The sequence below is a fragment of the Flavobacterium sp. N3904 genome (assembly GCF_025947305.1).
Classification (GTDB): Bacteria; Bacteroidota; Bacteroidia; order Flavobacteriales; family Flavobacteriaceae; genus Flavobacterium.
The window spans coordinates 3,425,308-3,443,648 of record NZ_CP110009.1 but is presented as its reverse complement, the minus strand read 5'-3'; the positions used below and the strand labels follow the sequence as shown (position 1 = coordinate 3,443,648).

20 protein-coding genes are annotated in these 18,341 nt (G+C 30.2%); 5 read left to right on the top strand and 15 right to left on the bottom strand.

Annotation, left to right across the window (positions count from 1 at the left end):
* Positions 1-173 precede the first annotated feature (173 nt).
* The 3 genes from OLM57_RS14625 (at position 174) to OLM57_RS14615 (ending at position 2,879) form a co-directional block, all read left to right on the top strand.
* Positions 174-413 carry a TM2 domain-containing protein gene (locus tag OLM57_RS14625; protein WP_264564429.1) on the top strand — a complete coding sequence of 80 codons (240 nt, stop codon included), beginning with the start codon at positions 174-176 and terminating at the stop codon, positions 411-413.
* 299 nt (positions 414-712) lie between these two features.
* Positions 713-1,807, top strand: a complete 1,095-nt coding sequence (locus tag OLM57_RS14620) for a YcjF family protein (RefSeq protein ID WP_264564428.1) — start codon at positions 713-715, stop codon at positions 1,805-1,807.
* 16 nt (positions 1,808-1,823) lie between these two features.
* A complete protein-coding gene (locus tag OLM57_RS14615) occupies positions 1,824-2,879 on the top strand; it encodes a GTPase domain-containing protein (protein WP_264564427.1) in 1,056 nt (351 codons plus the stop codon).
* Positions 2,880-3,012: 133 nt separating this feature from the next.
* Here OLM57_RS14615 and OLM57_RS14610 read toward each other — a convergent pair whose 3' ends face one another.
* Positions 3,013-3,921 (bottom strand): helix-turn-helix transcriptional regulator, encoded by a 909-nt coding sequence (locus OLM57_RS14610; RefSeq protein WP_264564426.1) that lies wholly within the window; start codon positions 3,919-3,921, stop codon positions 3,013-3,015.
* A 145-nt stretch (positions 3,922-4,066) separates the two neighbouring features.
* Here OLM57_RS14610 and OLM57_RS14605 point away from each other — a divergent pair, with 145 nt between their 5' ends.
* Entirely contained in the window at positions 4,067-4,267 is a 201-nt protein-coding gene (locus OLM57_RS14605; RefSeq protein ID WP_264564425.1) for a hypothetical protein, read from the top strand.
* 64 nt (positions 4,268-4,331) lie between these two features.
* Positions 4,332-4,586 carry a hypothetical protein gene (locus tag OLM57_RS14600; protein WP_264564424.1) on the top strand — a complete coding sequence of 85 codons (255 nt, stop codon included), beginning with the start codon at positions 4,332-4,334 and terminating at the stop codon, positions 4,584-4,586.
* Positions 4,587-5,119: 533 nt separating this feature from the next.
* Here the strand turns inward: OLM57_RS14600 and OLM57_RS14595 are convergent.
* The 14 genes from OLM57_RS14595 to OLM57_RS14530 form a co-directional block, all read right to left on the bottom strand.
* On the bottom strand, positions 5,120-5,683 hold the full coding sequence (locus OLM57_RS14595; protein ID WP_264564423.1) for a hypothetical protein: 564 nt from the start codon (positions 5,681-5,683) through the stop codon (positions 5,120-5,122).
* A gap of 176 nt (positions 5,684-5,859) precedes the next feature.
* Positions 5,860-6,090, bottom strand: a complete 231-nt coding sequence (locus OLM57_RS14590; protein ID WP_264564422.1) for a hypothetical protein — start codon at positions 6,088-6,090, stop codon at positions 5,860-5,862.
* Between the two features lie 248 nt (positions 6,091-6,338).
* Positions 6,339-7,259, bottom strand: a complete 921-nt coding sequence (locus tag OLM57_RS14585) for a hypothetical protein (RefSeq protein WP_264564421.1) — start codon at positions 7,257-7,259, stop codon at positions 6,339-6,341.
* 142 nt (positions 7,260-7,401) lie between these two features.
* Positions 7,402-8,007 carry a hypothetical protein gene (locus OLM57_RS14580; RefSeq protein WP_264564420.1) on the bottom strand — a complete coding sequence of 202 codons (606 nt, stop codon included), beginning with the start codon at positions 8,005-8,007 and terminating at the stop codon, positions 7,402-7,404.
* 1 nt (position 8,008) lies between these two features.
* On the bottom strand, positions 8,009-9,355 hold the full coding sequence (locus OLM57_RS14575) for a DnaA ATPase domain-containing protein (RefSeq protein WP_264564419.1): 1,347 nt from the start codon (positions 9,353-9,355) through the stop codon (positions 8,009-8,011).
* Between the two features lie 117 nt (positions 9,356-9,472).
* Positions 9,473-11,782, bottom strand: a complete 2,310-nt coding sequence (locus tag OLM57_RS14570; protein WP_264564418.1) for a DUF262 domain-containing protein — start codon at positions 11,780-11,782, stop codon at positions 9,473-9,475.
* A gap of 1 nt (position 11,783) precedes the next feature.
* Complete coding sequence (locus OLM57_RS14565; RefSeq protein ID WP_264564417.1) at positions 11,784-13,367, bottom strand: DUF262 domain-containing protein; 1,584 nt, start codon at positions 13,365-13,367, stop codon at positions 11,784-11,786.
* Between the two features lie 242 nt (positions 13,368-13,609).
* Positions 13,610-14,503 (bottom strand): hypothetical protein, encoded by an 894-nt coding sequence (locus OLM57_RS14560; protein WP_264564416.1) that lies wholly within the window; start codon positions 14,501-14,503, stop codon positions 13,610-13,612.
* Positions 14,504-14,684: 181 nt separating this feature from the next.
* Positions 14,685-15,152, bottom strand: coding sequence for a 3'-5' exonuclease (locus OLM57_RS14555; protein ID WP_264564415.1), 468 nt, complete (start codon positions 15,150-15,152; stop codon positions 14,685-14,687).
* A 13-nt stretch (positions 15,153-15,165) separates the two neighbouring features.
* Positions 15,166-15,366, bottom strand: coding sequence for a hypothetical protein (locus tag OLM57_RS14550; protein WP_264564414.1), 201 nt, complete (start codon positions 15,364-15,366; stop codon positions 15,166-15,168).
* Between the two features lie 2 nt (positions 15,367-15,368).
* Entirely contained in the window at positions 15,369-16,289 is a 921-nt protein-coding gene (locus tag OLM57_RS14545; RefSeq protein WP_264564413.1) for a helix-turn-helix transcriptional regulator, read from the bottom strand.
* 564 nt (positions 16,290-16,853) lie between these two features.
* The gene (locus tag OLM57_RS14540) at positions 16,854-17,126 is read right to left on the bottom strand and encodes a hypothetical protein (protein ID WP_264564412.1); all 273 of its coding nucleotides are present in this window, start codon (positions 17,124-17,126) and stop codon (positions 16,854-16,856) included.
* Positions 17,127-17,256: 130 nt separating this feature from the next.
* A complete protein-coding gene (locus OLM57_RS14535; RefSeq protein ID WP_264564411.1) occupies positions 17,257-17,655 on the bottom strand; it encodes a hypothetical protein in 399 nt (132 codons plus the stop codon).
* A 64-nt stretch (positions 17,656-17,719) separates the two neighbouring features.
* Positions 17,720-18,310 (bottom strand): hypothetical protein, encoded by a 591-nt coding sequence (locus OLM57_RS14530; protein ID WP_264564410.1) that lies wholly within the window; start codon positions 18,308-18,310, stop codon positions 17,720-17,722.
* Between the last annotated feature and the right edge of the window lie 31 nt (positions 18,311-18,341).

The window sequence follows — 18,341 nt, the reverse complement described above, 5'->3', positions numbered from 1 at the left end:
TGACTTAAACGAATAATGCTCTTATCTATTTTAGGTAAGAGCATTTCTCGTTTATGGCTTAGAATGATGTGTTCATTCTGCAAAAAGAGGCTTTCGTAGGTTAAGTAATTTAGGAGAAATTTAATTTTTATTTTTGAAAAAAGGAAATAGTTAGAACTAAATTAATTTTAAAAATGATTAAAAATCATTTGGAATCACAGATTAAATCTTTGGATACCGCTTATCGATTGTGGTTCTTTTTTGGGTTGCATTATGCTTATTTGGGCAAATGGAAAATTCAATTTTTGTATTGGATTACCTTAGGAGGCATGGGAGTTTGGTCTGTTATAGATTTGGTTACCCTTTCCAGAAGAATTGCTGTACATAATGAATTTATTTTTGAACAAATCGATGATTTGAACAGAATAGGGTGAGATGAATGATCGCTTTAGAAGTTGCCGTATTGATAGTTATTTGTACTAAAAACATAGGAGTAACCCTTACTTTCTCAAACAAATCTAAAGGTAAAAGAAAAATAGAAGATTGATTGATAATCCTGCTAACATCGTTGAAAATGGAATTGATTATAAATTCACTATGGATATTTTGTAAAAAAGCGGATGAGGGGATTAAAGCAGTAATAAGAAGTTTTACGAAATAAATTTTATACTGACATAAAACGGTAGTTTGATGTGGTATATTTAGAAAAAATAAATTAATAATTATAAAAAAAATGGAAAATTCATTTCAAGAAAAATTAAATGAAGAATTAAAAAAAATTGAACAGTCTGTTAAAAAGCCTAATATCCTTTTGTTAGGAGGAACAGGTGTAGGAAAGAGTTCTTTAACTAATTTAATTTTTAAAACAGATATTGCTAAAACTGGAATAGGAAAACCATTTACACAAGAAATTATAAGATATGCAATAGAAAACTCTGCTGTTGTTCTTTACGATGCAGTTGGGTATGAATTAAGTGGTATAAGCTCAAACGATGAATTTATTAATAAAATAGTAGAATTTGCTTCTGCATCTAAAAGTAATAATGTAGATGAGCAAATTCATTTGGTATGGTATCATATTCAAGCATCTGGTCATAGAGTTACTGAATGGGATTTGAATTTGATAAGTAAAATTAAATCTCTCAATATTCCTATTGCCGTAGTTTTTACTAAATGCGATTTAGTGACAGAACAAGAAGTGAAATTGTTGGCTGAAGAGATACCAAATACTCCTTGTTTTGAAGTTACAACAAATGAAAAAGTAACACCAAAGTATCTTGATTTAGAAAAATTGATTAAATGGTCTTCTGATAATTTAGAACCAGCGCTCAAATTAGCATTTGTTAAATCGCAGAAGGTTAATTTAGAAGAGAAGAGAAAAAATGCTAGAAATATTATTTTGCAGCATACAACAGGAAATGCAGCTGTTGGGTTTTCTCCAATTCCATTTTCTGATGCACCTATTTTACTCGCTAGTCAAGCAGGAATGGTAGCTCGAATATTATATGTGTATGATTTGAACGGTTATGGAGATTTGATGCCAACGTTATTAAAAACAGTTAGTATTGGTTCATTAATTTCGACAGGAGGAAAATGGATTGTAGGGGAATTATTTAAACTTATTCCTGGAGTAGGCACCGTTGCTGGTGGACTAATTACTGGAGCTGTTGCAGCCTCAGTTACAGCCGCGATAGGTTACTCAGTTTCTGAAATATGTTTTACTATTTTGAAATTTGCTATAAATGGGGAAGAAGTAAAATTAGAAGATTACCTAAAAAATATTATGCCAATTTTCAAACAATTGATGAAAGACAATTCAAAAATCTAAAAAAAGCACAAAATATATGGCAAGATATAACATTGTCCTAATGGGTAAAACAGGTGTAGGTAAAAGCACTTTAGGTAATTACCTTTTTGGAAACAATAAATTTCAAACAGGTACGGGAAAACCGGTTACTTCCAATGGTTTCCACTCTCTTGAATTTGATTTACAGGGTTTGCCTGTTACGGTTTTTGATTCTTGGGGCATTGAAGCTGACAAAGCAGAACAATGGTTAAGGGAATTAAATACTGAACTAATAAAGCGTTCTACTGCATCAGACCCGACACATTGGTTTCATTCTGTTTTTTATTGTATTCAAGCTAGTGGGCATAGAATAGAAGATTTCGAAATAATAATAATGAACAGATTTATCAAAGAAAATTATAAAGTAACAGTAATCTTTACCAAATCTGATAATGTAACAGAAGAGGAATTGTATGAATTAAAAAAAGTTTTGTCAAATGAATTTGGAAATAAAGTAGATTGTTTAGAGGTCTGTAGCGAAGAAAAAATAAGAAGGGATGGCTCATTTTCAAAAACATTTGGAAAGAAAGAGCTTATTGATAATATATTTTCAAATTTTTGGAATTCAATATCTTTAAGATTACCTGAACGATGTATTAGTATAATGCAAAAAGAAGTTGAGAAATTTCATAAAAAACAAGTAGATATTATTAAAAAGAAAGCAGGTTATTTTAATGGTTCTGATTTATCTTCTCAAATAAAAAATGAATCAAAAGATTTTTTTGATACCATAACAAAAGGATTTCTAGTTGTTGATGAAGTGAATAAAACTTTAAAAATGTATAGTCTTTTTAGCAATAAAATAAATACATTAAGTGCAAATAATCATAATAACACCTTTTTAGATAACATAACCTTTGAAAGCAGAAATTGTTGGTGGTATTTTCCAACTAATTTAATTTCACTCGCAATTTGGGGAAGAGAAGATACAGAAAAGAAGTTGTCAAAAAATATTGAGACAATTTGTCAAGAGATGAACTCAAACATAGACAAGATGCTTCCAAATATTAAAAAAATGATTGCAGGATTGAAGCCAAATACTTCAGATTTATAATGTTTGCCTGCAAAATTAAAAGATCAAACTTTATTTTTATGCAAGGTCTAGCTTTTATTAAGTGTTAGTTATTAATGGAGTTGGGTTAATTTTAAAAAAAATATAAAAAATTACTGTTTTTGGTGTTTTAATATTAATAACACTCAAACGCTTTTCTCAACTCCCCTTTAATTTCATCCGCCAACCATTTTGGTTCCAATACTTTAACTAAGCTTCCATATTTCAAAACCTGCTGTCTGAATTCAAAATTAGGATGAATGCGCAATTCAATATCAAAAGTATTTTCTTTATTCGTGTTGATTTGCTTTTGTGTATGATGCAAAGGAAGCGAGAGAACATAAAGTTTCTGCGAACTATGAAATGACAAATGTATCTTTTCCATTATGTGATCCACGTAGTTCAAACCTATCACATGGCTGAATTTGTCTTTGGCTTCTTCGGTTTTTGGTTTGAATTTTTTAGTGCCAATACAAATGTTATCTATTCTGTCAATTCCAAAAGTACGATAGCCTTTTTCAGTTTCGCCAATGGCATACCAACGGTTTTGATATTGTTTTAGGAAATAGGGTTTTAGGGTGTATTCTTCCTCTTTTAAATGATAAAAGCTATTGTGATTGAAAGTTATAGGCAATTGTTGCTGAATTGCATCCAAAACGATTTTAAAATTAGGAATGAATTCTATTGCGGCTTTGTTCTCGAATTCTACAAAAGATAAAGCATTGTTTTTTTCTTTGAAATTGGTAGAGAAAAGTTCAGCTGTCGTGAGAATTTCTAATAAACTCAAGAATGAGTCTGGATTACTGCTGTTTTCTTCGTCAAAGAAATACCCATTATTAGTATAATCAAATACAATTTCTATCCCAAAATCTCTAGCCAATGTTTCATTAAGTCTGTATAAAGTACGTTCATTGAAACCTTTATCATTATCTTCAAAATAATCTAAAATTTCATTTTTGCTTTTATAAGGATGCCGTTTTAAATAAGCCAACAATAGAATTATTCTTCGCAATTGGGTTAAGTTTAAACTCTGATTTTCTTTCATACGACTTGTTTTTACATTACAAACGTATTGTGTTCTACTGACAAAATACGTCAGTCATTTTATTTTAAGAAATAATTTATGGCTGACACAATTTGACAGTCCGCTGACTTAGTATTGCAGTATAAACTTTTAAAAACAAATCATTATGAAAAATCCATTTAAAAAATCAAACACAGAACTGGACTTTAGTAGTTTAAGTACGATTCTGTCTTCTGGAGCTGCCGTTGGTATGGCAATTTCAAATCATTTGGGTAAAAATCCGCAAACAGGAGGCATCATAGGTGTTGGCCTGTCATTATTAGTAACCGGTTTATTGACGGCTTTAGAAGATGAAACTTCGTCCTAAAATTCTAAAAGCTAAAGTACTAAATTATTTTTAATCGGACGTAAGTCACAACACATCTAAAATTATGTTATTTCAAGTATTGTTAAATATTATCGTTTTTTTTATAAAATGCCTTGTTTGGTTTGTAGTAGTATTGGCTGGAATTCCATTTGGTATCCTTATGTTATTGCATAAATGGTTTCCAGTGTTTACCCAAGAAGGAGGTTTTTGGTTTTGGTCTGTTTTTTCAATATTGTCAATTATAGGTTTCATAGTGCTTTGGAGACCTATTATGTGGATAGTTGGTGTTTTGCAGGTATTAGGAGCTGGTGCTGATTAATAGACTGCTAAATAGGTTAGTAACTGATATGTGATATGATTATAGCCGATTCAAATTGAAATGGAAATATGAGAATGACTAATTGCAAGTTTTCTCTAATTCAAATTCTTATTTCTTGACTTCTATATTTTTATTAGACAAGTGAATAAATTTAGACGATGATGATAAAATCATGTCAAATAAAACAAAGTAACCTTGCGTTATAAGAACCTTCCATCACTACTAATTTAAGGTGTTTAGGGATTTGATATAAATATTGGTTAATTTTTCGAACCATAAAAAAACCTCCAAAATCAAATGACTTTGGAGGTTTACCATTTTTGGTGGTCCATAAGGTTTTGCTTATGAATCATTTTATGCTAGATTTGAAAAAGTTATGAATAATCAAGATTAAAGCGTTTAAGCAAGTTTGGGTAGAAAATAGGTTTGTTGCAGTCGAACGACTGGAATAGGCAAACGCAACAAAGCCAACGATTGGAGAGTGATCTCTAAATTGCCCGTGTTATATGTAAACGTGAAGTTGTTGTTTTTGTTTAAAGGATTTCAAAACTATTTTGATAAATAAGCAATGTTTCTTTTTTTCTAAAGCGGAAATTTTTATTTTGATAGATAGGTTGTTGCAATAACTGTTTGTCGTTGAATTGCAATAAATTGAATTGTAAATTATCAATATCAAAGCTATCCAATTTTATTTCATAGCTGGCGATAAACCCAATAGCTTTTTGTTCTACGTAAATTCCCGGACTGTACTCTTCTATAATTTCAGTTTTATTGATATTGTACAATGGAAAAAGCAATAATTCTTGGTTTAGATCTTTGAAGTGAAGTTTTTTTATCTTTTTGCCATCTAGTACTATTTCGATTTGGTTTTTAGGAGAGTTTAATAAGCCACTAATTTTATTGCCTGGCAAATACTCTACCGATGGAATGGAATTTATTTTTAGATTGTAATAGAAAAATGGATCTAATAAAGCTTCTACTAATCGGATTTTCATTCTACCCGCTACTTTTAAGCACTCGTTTAAATCAGCCTCACTGCACTCGAATTTTGTGAGTGTCCAACTTTCCCCGTGAAGATTGATTTTGAGATTTTGCATTGAAATTACAGCTTGAAAAAATAGGCTTTATAAAACTAAATATTATAGTGATGCTGTCCTAGTTATGGTGGTCAATGATTTATTTAAAAATCATATAAAAGCCAAACCGCCGCAATAGCATATTATGACGATTTGGACTTTATTACAATAATATATTCTCTCAAAAGAATATTGGATTATCCTCTCCTCATCCAGCTTCTACCGTCGTTAGTGGAATAGTAAATTCCCTTTGTGGTGGTTGCCAGAATTTCTTTGCCGTTGTCATTTAGTTCGATAAAATCTCCGTTGGAGGAACCAGAATGACGAAGCATCCAGCTTCTACCTTCATTGGTTGAATACTCCAATTTTTGTCTGTTGGCAGGGTTAATTCGGATTAGTTCCTTTCCCCTAGAAATCATAAGTCCCATAAAATAGTGTTTTTAAATTATTAGTACAGCAAAAGTATCTTGGTACTCTGCCAAGAGACGACAGAGAGAAAAAATATAAGTCCAAAAATTGAAAGTCGTATAGAAAGAAGCTTTGTGTAGATTCATAGATTACGTTGTAAAAAACTCGTTTGTTCTATCTCTTTCTACAAAGCAATCTTTCTTTTAATTGTGTTATGTGATTAAAACAAAGAACTTTTTGCTAAAAAAGATTCAAGTATTGAACGCAATTAAGAAGCAATTATCGCCACTGAAATAGAATCACCGAGAGTGATATCTTCTTCAACCGTCATGTTTATATTGGCGTTGCTTCCTACATTGTGCTGAATAACTTCGTTGATTTCAGCTATTTCATCAATAGTGATTTCGGTTGTGCCACTACCAAAATTGACAAAGATATTTTTGACACCACAAATATTTTCTCTATCAGATAAAGCATTTTTCAAAGCTTCATCAATTGCTTTTTTCTCCCTGTATTCCCCATGAGCTTCTGCAAATCCAAAGAAAACAGATTGGCCTTGCTGTATTTTTTTTGTAATGATTTTCAAATCAATATTATCAATCTTTGAAGAGCCAGATGGTATCAACAATTTTACTAATTGTCCAATAGCTCTATCTGGTTTGCCAAAACTTGCTTTAAAACCAAGATTACCATAGGCTTTTAAAATTTTATTATTGTGTATGACAAATGTAAAATCAGCCTGTTTTTCTAGTTCTGCAATTCCTTCTTCTGCTATTTTATCACGGTTTTTGCCCTCAAACGTAAATGGTGTATAAACGATTACAATGGTAAATAGCCCTTTGTCTTTGGCAATCTTTACCATGAGTGGAATGGCTCCGGTTCCGGTTCCTCCTCCTAAGCCAGCAATAAAAATGGCCACTTTCGAATTCTCATCAAACAACTGCTCAATTTGCTGTTTACTTTCTATTGCTGAAAGCCTTCCGAGTTCAATATTTCCCTCAGTTCCGGCCCCCTTTGTCGTTGCAGTCCCTATCTGTAGTTTATGTTGTATTTGGCTATTTCCCAAAGACTGGGCATCGGTATTGCAAACAATGTAATCTATATTTTTGATGTTACCTTTTGCAATAGACTGCAGAACGTTGATTCCACCTCCGCCAACTCCTATGATTTTAATTTCGTTTGTGGTCATCTTTCTTTAATTCTTAATTTACTAGATATACAAACTTATCAGTAGTCAATGCCAGAATGTGTCGGGCGAAATTTATTTTTATAAAAAAAAGGCAAGCTGTTGCCGATAGAATTATATAAACTAGAAGCCTTTTGAGATTAATCTAAGATGTCCAGTCCTTCAGGATATCTTCTATTTCAGGATCATTATTAGTATTGTCCCAAAACCAATAAACGATTCTTACTTCATCATGCTTGCCAATGGTTTGCAAAAAGTCTAAATCAATAAAGAATTTTTCTCCAAGTACTTTTCTGTATGTAAGATTCTCATCATGTGAATTTTTAATTACTCTTGACCACGATTGTGTACAATGTACGCCGCTAATTTCTTCCCATCCTGATTTTTTATCAATGGTTTGGTTATAATCAAATGCCAATAAATCCTGTAAATATAGATAAGAAGCATCCTGTCCCATTTTGATATCTTCGAACCATATATTATGTTGAAAAGCTGTTTTTTTCGAAACATCAACCGGTAAGCCTTTAAAAATGGATGAGGTATTAGCTTTCTTTTCTATTGCAGAAAACAATTCATGAAAATACGAACCACAGCAATCAAATAGTTTGCAATGACAAATATTAAGCTTCTGGTTTATTTTTTCCGGGATACCCATAGTGTTGTTCCCGAATGCAGAATTTGAATCTGGGAGAAATTCCCATTGTTTAGTGACTGCATTTTTTACTTCAATAAGTATTACTTCAGCGTGCATATTAGTTTTTTAGTTTTTCGATTAATGTCTTTGCTAATGCAAAAGTTATTTTCTCCTTGTTAACGCTTGAATCAGCCACCAAACGAGTGCAAAACCCTTGAATTTCGCGTGTGTTCAAAACAATATTTTTGGCTATGTATGCCATAATTTCTTCGGTTATTTTTATATTTTCATTTGCAAAAATGTTTTTTAATATTGCAATTCTCATCTCATAATTGGGCAGGGAGAGCTCAACCATCAGACCACCTTTAAAACTTGAGAGTAATTGTGGATTGACATCGGTCATTTCAATTAATGCCCTATCAGAAGTTAAAATGAATTGTTTTTCATTCTGGATAAAATGATTTACTATTTCTATCATTATTTCCTGCGTGCCGAATTTGCCGGAAAGAAGCTGAATATCTTCCATAATCAACAAATCCGCCGATAAACAACGCTCTTTAAGTTTATTGCGTTTATTTTTTTTTATTGACCCGACATGTTCTTGGATAAAATCGGAAGTAGAAACATATCTTACATTTTTATCTGGATAACAATTTTGGACTTCATTTCCGATGGCATTCGCCAAATGGGTTTTCCCAAATCCTATTCCTCCAACAATAATCAAAGGATTGAATGAATGATTAGCTAAATTGCGTGTAACCCATAAACCGGTAGAACTGGCAAGATGATTGGACTCTCCCTTGATAAGATTGTCAAAACGGTAGTTTTTATTCAATGTGTCTTTTATAGTTTTGCGGGGCACTGTTTCTGTTTTGGGTAGTTTGTTTTGAGGATTCAGATCATTTAGAAACTGATAGTGTACCTTAATTTCCATCCAAAATTCGTCGATATTGTAAATGTCGAACCAGGTTAATTCATGACAATGATCGTATAGGCTATGAAAGGTATAACAATGACTGATTTCAGGTAGGCGGGCGTTTTCATGATGCTCGTTATTTGGACTAGGATCATATTCTGCTTCATCTAGCTGATGACTCATAAAGTCGTCTATTGAAATAAAGAAAAAAGGATTGCCTTCAATGGATGGATAATATTTTTTATAATACTTATTTTTCCAATAACTCACTTTAATATCGATTTCATAATCGTCAATTGTTTTGTTTTTAACCATTTCTTTTGACTGCTTTTCAATCAATCGGTATTGACCGAAAACTCGTTTTTCTTCCTCGCGGAGTTTTTCGTTTAAAAGGATTAGTTTCTCTTTGATTTTCGGTTTCCATTCAAATTGACTTTCTATGAGATGGTTTCTTTTTTTGATTCTGCTTTCTTCGGATATTGTTCTTTCGGAAAATGTTTTTTGAATGATTCTAATGTAATCTAGTTCGAGTTCATTGTCTATTTTCATGTTGCATAATTTTACTTTAAGTAAAATTATTATTGACAAAAGCCAAAGTATGTCGTTGTGGAAATGTTTCTATAAAAAAAAACGACACTCAGATGGGAGTGTCGTTTTGTTGCATTGCTATACAAGTGAACTTTCAAATAATTCTTTTATTTTCAGTTCTCTCTTATTTATAAAATCTTCTTTTATGTGTGGTTCTTTTTTTTCTATTTTTCTCCATTCATTCCAATTAACATCTCCAAAAGAATCATAAGTTTTAATTGTTTTATCATAATAACCTTTAGACCAAATAAACTGATTTCCTAATTTAAAAGAATTGTTTTCTCTGTCAAATAAATCAAAAACTATTTCGAAATCAATGTTTTTTTCAGGTTCATTGATGGCTAATAAATAATACCATAAAAACCCATTCCAATGATAAAATCCGTTGTTATTTTCAGAATTAGATTTGTTTTCTAAATTCATTTTAAATTGTTCAAAATCAATTGTTTTTTCAATACATAAGTCAGTTTCAAAGAATTTTTTTGATGACTGATAAAATATGGTTTTTAAATATTCTTTAAGTAATGATTCTATAGTAATTTCATTATTTAATAATTCTCCCATAACAAAGTAAAACCAATTTTGATAGATTAATTCTTTATTTTTTTTATGCCATCTTCCATATTGAAAATATTCTCTGCTTAAAGACCATGTACCTGACCACAAATGATTAAGTCTATTAAATCTTATTTCCAAAACACTTAATAATTTATTTGAAATTAATTCGTTGTATAAATTGAAACAGTATTCAATGTCTATACTTTTTTTTGTTTTTAAATATTCAAAATCAAAAATTGATAATTGAATATCATTTAAATCAACGTTCAAACTAGAAAAATCGTTTTTATTGCCTAGATATTTTTTTAGAAAAACTTGAAATAGAAAACTCAAATCTCCCATAAAATCTTGATGGTCTTCAATATTTTCAATTATTACTTTGTTTTCCTTTTTTAATTCTGATTTTAATTGTTCTTCAATGTTGTACCAATTTTTAATATTGTTAGGAACATTAGAAATATTTTTAAAATTAGAATCATCCGTAAAACAAAATAAATCATCAATATTTTTTGATTTATCAACTAACTGAACCAAGTGTCTCCAATCGATATAATTTTCTTTTCGTTCATTCCTCTGTTCATCAAAATAATTTTTTCGTAATCTTCTGAGAAATGAATTTATTGATTCTTCTGAATATTTGATTTTAAATTCGATGAGAGGAAGAATAATATTTATTGGTATTTCTCTCAAAAAATTAGCGCTTTTGAAATCTAAAGATTTAATACTTTTCAATACTTTTTGATTATCCTCATTCTTAAAGTCCTCAAATAAGTTTTGATAAGCAAAAAAATACTTTTCTATTTCATCAATAGATTTGGCTTTATTTAATTCTTCAACTAATATTACGGTGTTACTTTCCTCGTTTGATTCGATTTCTGAATTTTTTGAAAATAATTGAATCGGGTTTAGTGGAAAAGAGTTTTTTCCTTTCCACTGTTTTTCTTGGAGTAATTTAATTTGCCAATAATAAACAAAGAAAGCATTTAAGCCTTGATCCGCTTCATGTTCTGATGCTGATTTGTTGTTCCAAAACCATTTTTCCCATTTTTCCCACAGATCACTTGCATTTTTTTGCGACTGTAAATTGTCAATATTTCCAATTAATATAGGTTTGATGCTTTCGGTTGGAGTTAACGGCTCACCAGTTGTATTGATTACGACAAACATATCCTCTCCTGCTTCTCTGTCAATCATCTCAAAATAGAAGAATTCTATATTATTTAAGAGAAAATCAGAAAGTGATTTTTTGTTCTCAAAAAGGCCTAATTTATTTTCGATTATTTCAAGAGCTAAAAGCATACTTTGTATGGTAGGATCCAGATTATATTCTTTGAAATACCAACTTTGTTTTTTAATTTCAAAAACTTTCGTCTCGTTATTTTCTAAAAAGAAATTACATACTAAATCGCTAAGAAAATACAATGTCGATTCTCTTATAGCATATTGTAACCTCGGTTCTTGATCGTCTTGAAGCTCAATTTCGGATATCAAGCATTTTTTTACAGCTTCGTTTTTTGTTTCTCTATAAAGCATTCCTAACAATAGGTATAAAGTTGTAATCCTTTGTTGACCATCACACAAATAAATCCGTTCAGAATCTTTGGGGTATTCATAAGCGTAAATCATACCTAATTTAATGGACTTATTTTGATTCTCTTTAAAAATACTAAATAAACTATCTAAAAAACCACTTACCAATTCAATATTATTGTCTCCATGCTTTTTATCTCCCCAGCAATAATCTCTTTGTAAATCAGGAATTATTATATGTCGCTTGTCTGTAAATAAATCCGTAATTTTATAAGTTTCTCCACTTTTTAATTTCTCCATCTTAATTATTTTGAAGGTTATAATATTTTTCTAACTCAGTTAAAAATACTTTTTGATTTTCAATAATTGTATTTTCATTCCATTCCTTTTTGGTAAAAACAGCGACCGTATGTAATAATTTCAAACTCCATTTCACATTTTCTAAATTGAAATATGCTTTCTTTTTATCTTCAAAAGAGTTATTACTAAAACTTGAATTTGTATTGCTGTCCAATAAAACTAAATTTCCTATACAGTGTACGCTGTATTTTTCTTTGTCAGATTCAGGAAATTTCAATTTGGAATTTTCTTCATTTTCCCAAGATTTCGGGTAGATATGCTCTAAAGATTTTAATCCATAAAGGTTAAAATCAAATTTTCTACTGAGTTTACAATCAAGTTCTACATTTAGCCTTAAAAGTTGTTTTAATGCCAAATAATTGAAATTATTATAAACTTCTTGTGAACTTAGATTTTTTAAGGTATAGAATGCTTTTGTCTCCTTATTAATTTCTTTTTCATCTAGTTCATTCGATTTGGTTATTTCTCTATGGGTTGCACCAACTAATGACCATTTAGCATATTCTTTAATATCTTCAATCGAAGATTTACTTTTTAGGAAATAAAGAATAGCATCTTTTTTATTTCCCCCAGATTTGAAAATTAATCCTAAATAATTATAATAGTTATAATCATTGAACCAATCTTCAAATGTTTTTTGCAAATCCCTGATAGCTTTATAATTCTGTTTTGCATTTGTAAGATCTTTAAAAAATAGCTCATTAAAATGCTTGTAGTTGTATTCTTTATTTGAGTCTTCTAAATAATGGAAATACTCCAATAGCAGGCCCATTGGGTTATTTCCGCCACCATAAAATTCTTTAACACTTTTTTTGTTCCACCAATACAGCCATTTGTCCCACTCACGGGCATATCTACTTCTCAAAGAATTTATTTCCCATTCTTCAGCTAATGAAATTTCGTTGTTTCCACTTTTTGATAATCTAGAAGCTTTAGTTAAAAGTGATGCTTTTATTAATTCAGCATCTTTCATAATAGCTTTTTGACCATTCATCATTGAGAAAACCTTAGTAGCATCTTCTTTGTTTATTTCGATAAAAAAGAGTTTGACCTTTTCTAATACATATTCTTTAAATTTTTCACTATTGTGAGATATTAATTTATAATGTATGGTTTCTATTGCTTTTTTAAAATAAAAAATATCTTGAGCGTTTTCATCTATTTCGATGTCTCCAAGATATTCTATTGTGTCAGAATTAATTTTTGAGTTTTTTAAAAACCAATCCGAATCTTTTCGAATATCATAGTTGATTTTTGGTAAAAGATGGTAATTCAAATATTTTAACAATAAATAGAACGTTGTAGTGCGCTGTTGACCGTCAATTAAAACTACTTTATCTTCTTCTTTATAAACTGTAACCCCCTGAACATAATATTCAGGTAATTTACTGTAAGCATTAATTAAACTGTCCATTAATATGCTAACTGCACATTCCTTATCTTTATTTGGAACTCCCCATTTATAACCTCTTTGATAATTAGGAATTATGAAAGGACCTTTTTTAAAGTATTCTTTTATATTCATTTACGTATATTTTTTATGTTTTTATTATTTATTTGTAGACTCATCAATACAACTCCGAATAAGCCCTAGCATCACTCAACTCATCATAATGATTCAACAAAATGCTGTATTCTTTGCATAATTTAGCCAAATAATTATGCTCCTTTTTATTTTTCAAATATTTCTATAGAAGGTTGATGTTAAATTTAGATAAAGCATAATTAACCTATCCTGACATTTATCACCTTTTGTTTTTATTTTATTTAAAATCCGGGTTGGTAGTCTTCATCGCCTTCTTCCACTTCATCATCATTATCAACATAGTCCTCCCAACTCAGAAAATCGGGATCGTCATCATCTAGTTCCATTCTTTGCAAGTCATCTGCATCGATAATTGATGGATGCTTTTTTTGCCATTTACGATCCTTTAAACTTTCAATATCTTCATTCAGATTGCCTTCAATAATTTTTCCTGTTGCGATATCTTTAACTAAAAAAGTAATCCGTTCATTAGATTGAATTAAAGAGGAATATTCAGGTAAGTACATTGAATCGTGTTTATGCAATTGAAATGTATTAATCAAAACTGGTTTATAATCTCGTTCGATTCTATAGATTTCCAGATTAAATTTTGGATCAGAGAAATTGAGGCTTCTTTCTTCTTCACATCTTTCTAAATATCTGTCATTCATTGCTCGTTTATTTATCGCAATTGGTTCAATCACTTCATATAAATCACCGGCACCGATAGTAATCAGACCATTTTTAATAAAATCATCTACTTTTACATCTCCCAAATAAACATCTATATTATTTATATCTAGGTCAAAATCATATTCATAAAGCGATCTTTGTATATCAAAAGATAATACTTCACCTTCATCAAAAAGTTCGGGATCTTCACAAATTAAATATTTGCCATTATTTTCAAACATCGTAATTTTATTTGATCTGGTACTGCTTCGATCCTTTATTTTTTTTAGCAGGTTCTCTGCTGTACTTTTTATAATTTCTTTACTGCAAAGCTCTGGATTGTAATAGTTCGAAATGATTTCGGGAACACTATAAATGTGTATTTGAAAATAATTAAAATATTCACCACTATATGTGTTTGTAAAATCTTCTGCTGAAGTTTGTATTGTTATTGATTTTTCCATTTTAATTTAGTTGTTTTTTAATATAAATGTTTTTCATTTATTCTATATCAGATATCTTGTATATAGTCACAATAGAATCTTTTAGGTTATTAAAGGTTCATAATTCTTCTTTATTCATGTTTTTTATTTATCAATGTTTTTGTTAAGAGTTTTTATAAAAAAATGAAAAACTCCATATTACTTACAAACTCATTAAATACAAGTCCGCACATGCCTTAGCATCGCTCAACGCGTCGTGATGATTCAGCGGAATGTTAAATTTTCGGCACAATGTAGCTAAATTTGACTTATAAATCCTATAAGTACAAATTTTATTATAGTTAGGAGTTGGTAAATTATAGTATTCAAGAGTTTTATCCAATACAGGAAAATCAAATCCAAAACCATTGTGAGCAATTACATTTTGGTTTTCGATATAAGGAGCGATTTGACACCAAACTTGGGCAAAAGTAAGAGCATTGGCAGTGTCTTTCGCGGTAATTCCGTGAATTTCCGTGAAACGGCTCCAATAATAATTATCGGGGGGCTGAACTAGTATGTTAATTTCTTTGACTATAATTCCGTTTTCTACTCTAACCAATCCAACCTGACAAATGCTATTTCTATAACCCGTTGCTGTTTCAAAATCTAGGGCTGTAAAAGAATCCATAAAAATTTAATTGCTATTCATTACAATTTGTAATATTCATCGCTGAAATCTCTATCTTATATAATCTACCATCAATTACTAATCGATTCAGAAACCCCAGTGGAATAGACGCTGTTGATATATCATCTATTCCATTAGGGAATTTTTCCTTAAAAGTACACTCTAGCTTATCAATGCGTTTTGAAAACAAGCGCACAAATTCTTCTTTTTCCATAATTATTTATAAAGATTTGACATTTCCGAAATTCTATTTTTGATTTCATTTTGAAGTGAAATAGGAGAGATTACTTTTACATCACTGCCGTATTTCAAAAGTTCCATTTTAATATCATTGGTGGTATGAATGTAAATTTCCAATATGACGATATTCTCGTTTTCATCCAGAATGCGTTGGGATTCGTGTAACGGAAAAGTTTTAATATAGTTTCCTTGTTGTTTTGGAAATTGCAAAACCACTTTTTCGGCAGGTTCATAAGTTTCGACTCCGAAAGCGTGTTGAAACTCTTTTTCTACATTATAAACAATTGGTTTGAATTTGGTATCGGTGATTTTTAAGTTGGAGATTCGGTCTAAACCAAAAGTTTTTACAGTGTCATCTTTTTTGTCCAAAGCGACCAAATACCATCGTTGTTGGGATTCTTTGATAGCGATTGGTTTTACTTCACGTTGGGTACTATTTTCCTTCCAATGGCTTTGATGCGTAAATTGTAAAACACAACCATTTTGTATGGCGTGAATAATGCCATAAATATGTTCGGTTCCTAATGATTTTCGCTTTTCAAGAAACACACTTGGAGACAATTTATTTCCTTTTTGCAGTGCGTGATGGATCGAAAAAGCATCCATCATTCGGGTTACGGATTGGTCTTCTATTTCTTCTTCATCGATATAATAGACTTTGTCCTTTCGATTGTATTGGACCAGAATGCCAAACAAATCTAAAATATCCTTTTTATCTCTGTCGAATGTACGAGCTGAAAATTCGAAAAATGTACTAGTATTTTTTAAATTAGTATACAAATCATCATTTTTCAATTTAGTCATTACATGTTCATGTAAATCCTGAAAATTACTTGGAACTGATCTTAGTCTGTCGACGATGTATAAGTAGCGTTTGTAAAATCCAACTTTTGCCATAATAATTATTTATTTTTAGCTAAAGTAGTGGTTTAGTCCGACAAAATAAGGCGGTCTAAAATTAATATATTGGTTAATTTTTTTTGTTCTGCTGTTTTGTATGTTTAGTGTGGGTGAATGGAAATTGTTTGATATAATTGTTACTTTTTCTCTCTAACGAAGATTGCTTTCATCATTTTATTTTAATCTGCGTAGATTATTTTTTCTGCTATTCGGAAAATTGTAACAGTTAAGATGTCAACATTAGCAACAGATGTTTTTCTGTGTTTTTATCTTTAATATCGGGAATAATTTTTAATTTATGATTGTTGATATCGTTATGACTTTTATAGCCATTTGAGTGAATTAATTAGATTTCTTTAAAATACATAAGTAATATTCGGTCGGATAAGGATTATCAATTTCTATTTTATATTTTTCAAGTTGTGAATCATTAATTTTATTTAATTCATTTTCAATATTTTGCCCATACATTTTTGTTTGATAAATATTTATTAAGATTAGAAACTATTCCCCATTCATTATCATGTTTCTTTTTCTCATTTCTTTCCCAATTTGCAGTAATTAAGATAAACATCTCACTTTCTCTATTAACAAACTATTTACAAAATCTTTCTCAAAAGTTTTTCCATAGTCTGATATGTATTTGGAGTCTTTTGTAAATTGGTATTTTAATTCAATTTTAAAGGGCTGTTCCTTTATTCTATTATTTACAATACTCATATCTATCCTTGTCAAATTAACTCTAGGATGCTCTGCAAAAGCTTTTAATCCTAATTCTCTATCAGAATTAAAAATTTCAAGAATGGCATTTCTGATGAATAATTCTTGTTTCAAGTTAGGATAATTTTCATTTATTAATTCTAATTTATTCTTAAATACCTACAATTAAAGAATTTAACAGGTATTATAAGTTATCTTACTTTAATTCTACATTTTTAAATTTTAAATTAAACTATTTAAGTTTCTAAAATTCTATGTCGTAACTATTGCTCTTAATATTTTCCAAAATATAGTTTCTATACTCTTCCCGCGTTCCTACTTGGTCTGGCCAAAAGGTTTTGCTATAAAAATACATTAATTCCAATATACCATCATGAGTTGAAGCTAAAATATCCAGGTATTTTAAATTGCGCTCATAACAAAAATAATCTTCATCATAATAGTCATCAGTTTCACCCAATATTCTTTTTTGAAACGGATAGCCTTCGACTTCATAACCTTTGCTTTCACAATATGAGATAATCAAATCCCGAACACTACCTTCGTACATTTCAGCATATTTATCATCATCAAAACAATGACCTAATTCTTTCCATTTTGGATATATTTTGAGTATTTCCGCTTTAATTCTTTCTATTTTCATATTCTTAAACTTCAATCAAAGACTTCTTTGAAACGTGCATTCATGGTTTTCTCTGCAACCAATTTTAAATCCAATTTACCCAATTTTCTTGGGTAAGATATGGAACACTATTCTTATCGCAAATATCCATTGTATGGCCTGTTCCGCCCGTTTTTGGATAACTTGGATCATCATAAAAGAAAGCAAAGGTAGTGGCTGGAATTCCTGAAATAGTCCCAGTAACTTTAACTGTGTCACGGATAATATAAGCGGCTTTTATCGAAAAACGGTCTTTTGCACCGCCAACATATTTATCTATCAGCGATTTTGTTTTCTTGTTGTTTTTGGATTGATAAACCACTTTGGGTTCGTTTACCAGATCGATTTGATCCAAAGAAATCGTTTCATACGCCTGATTCAGTTTTTGGCGATGATTAACATAAGGTGTTATGACCTGTAATCGCTTGGGATCAACTTGTAAAACACCTTGAGAGAAATAAAAATCGGCACCATCGGCATTGCCACTTCTAAAGATAGCCAAAGGCAATTGACTTGCTAAAAGATTTCCTAAATGAATTAATTTTTCTTTATCCGATTCTAAAACGTTTCGTTTTCCTTCCAAAAGAATAATTGTGCTTTTTGAATTAAATTGGGCTGCAAATTCGGCTAATATCATATGTTGTATTTTTTATTTGAGGTAAAAGTAA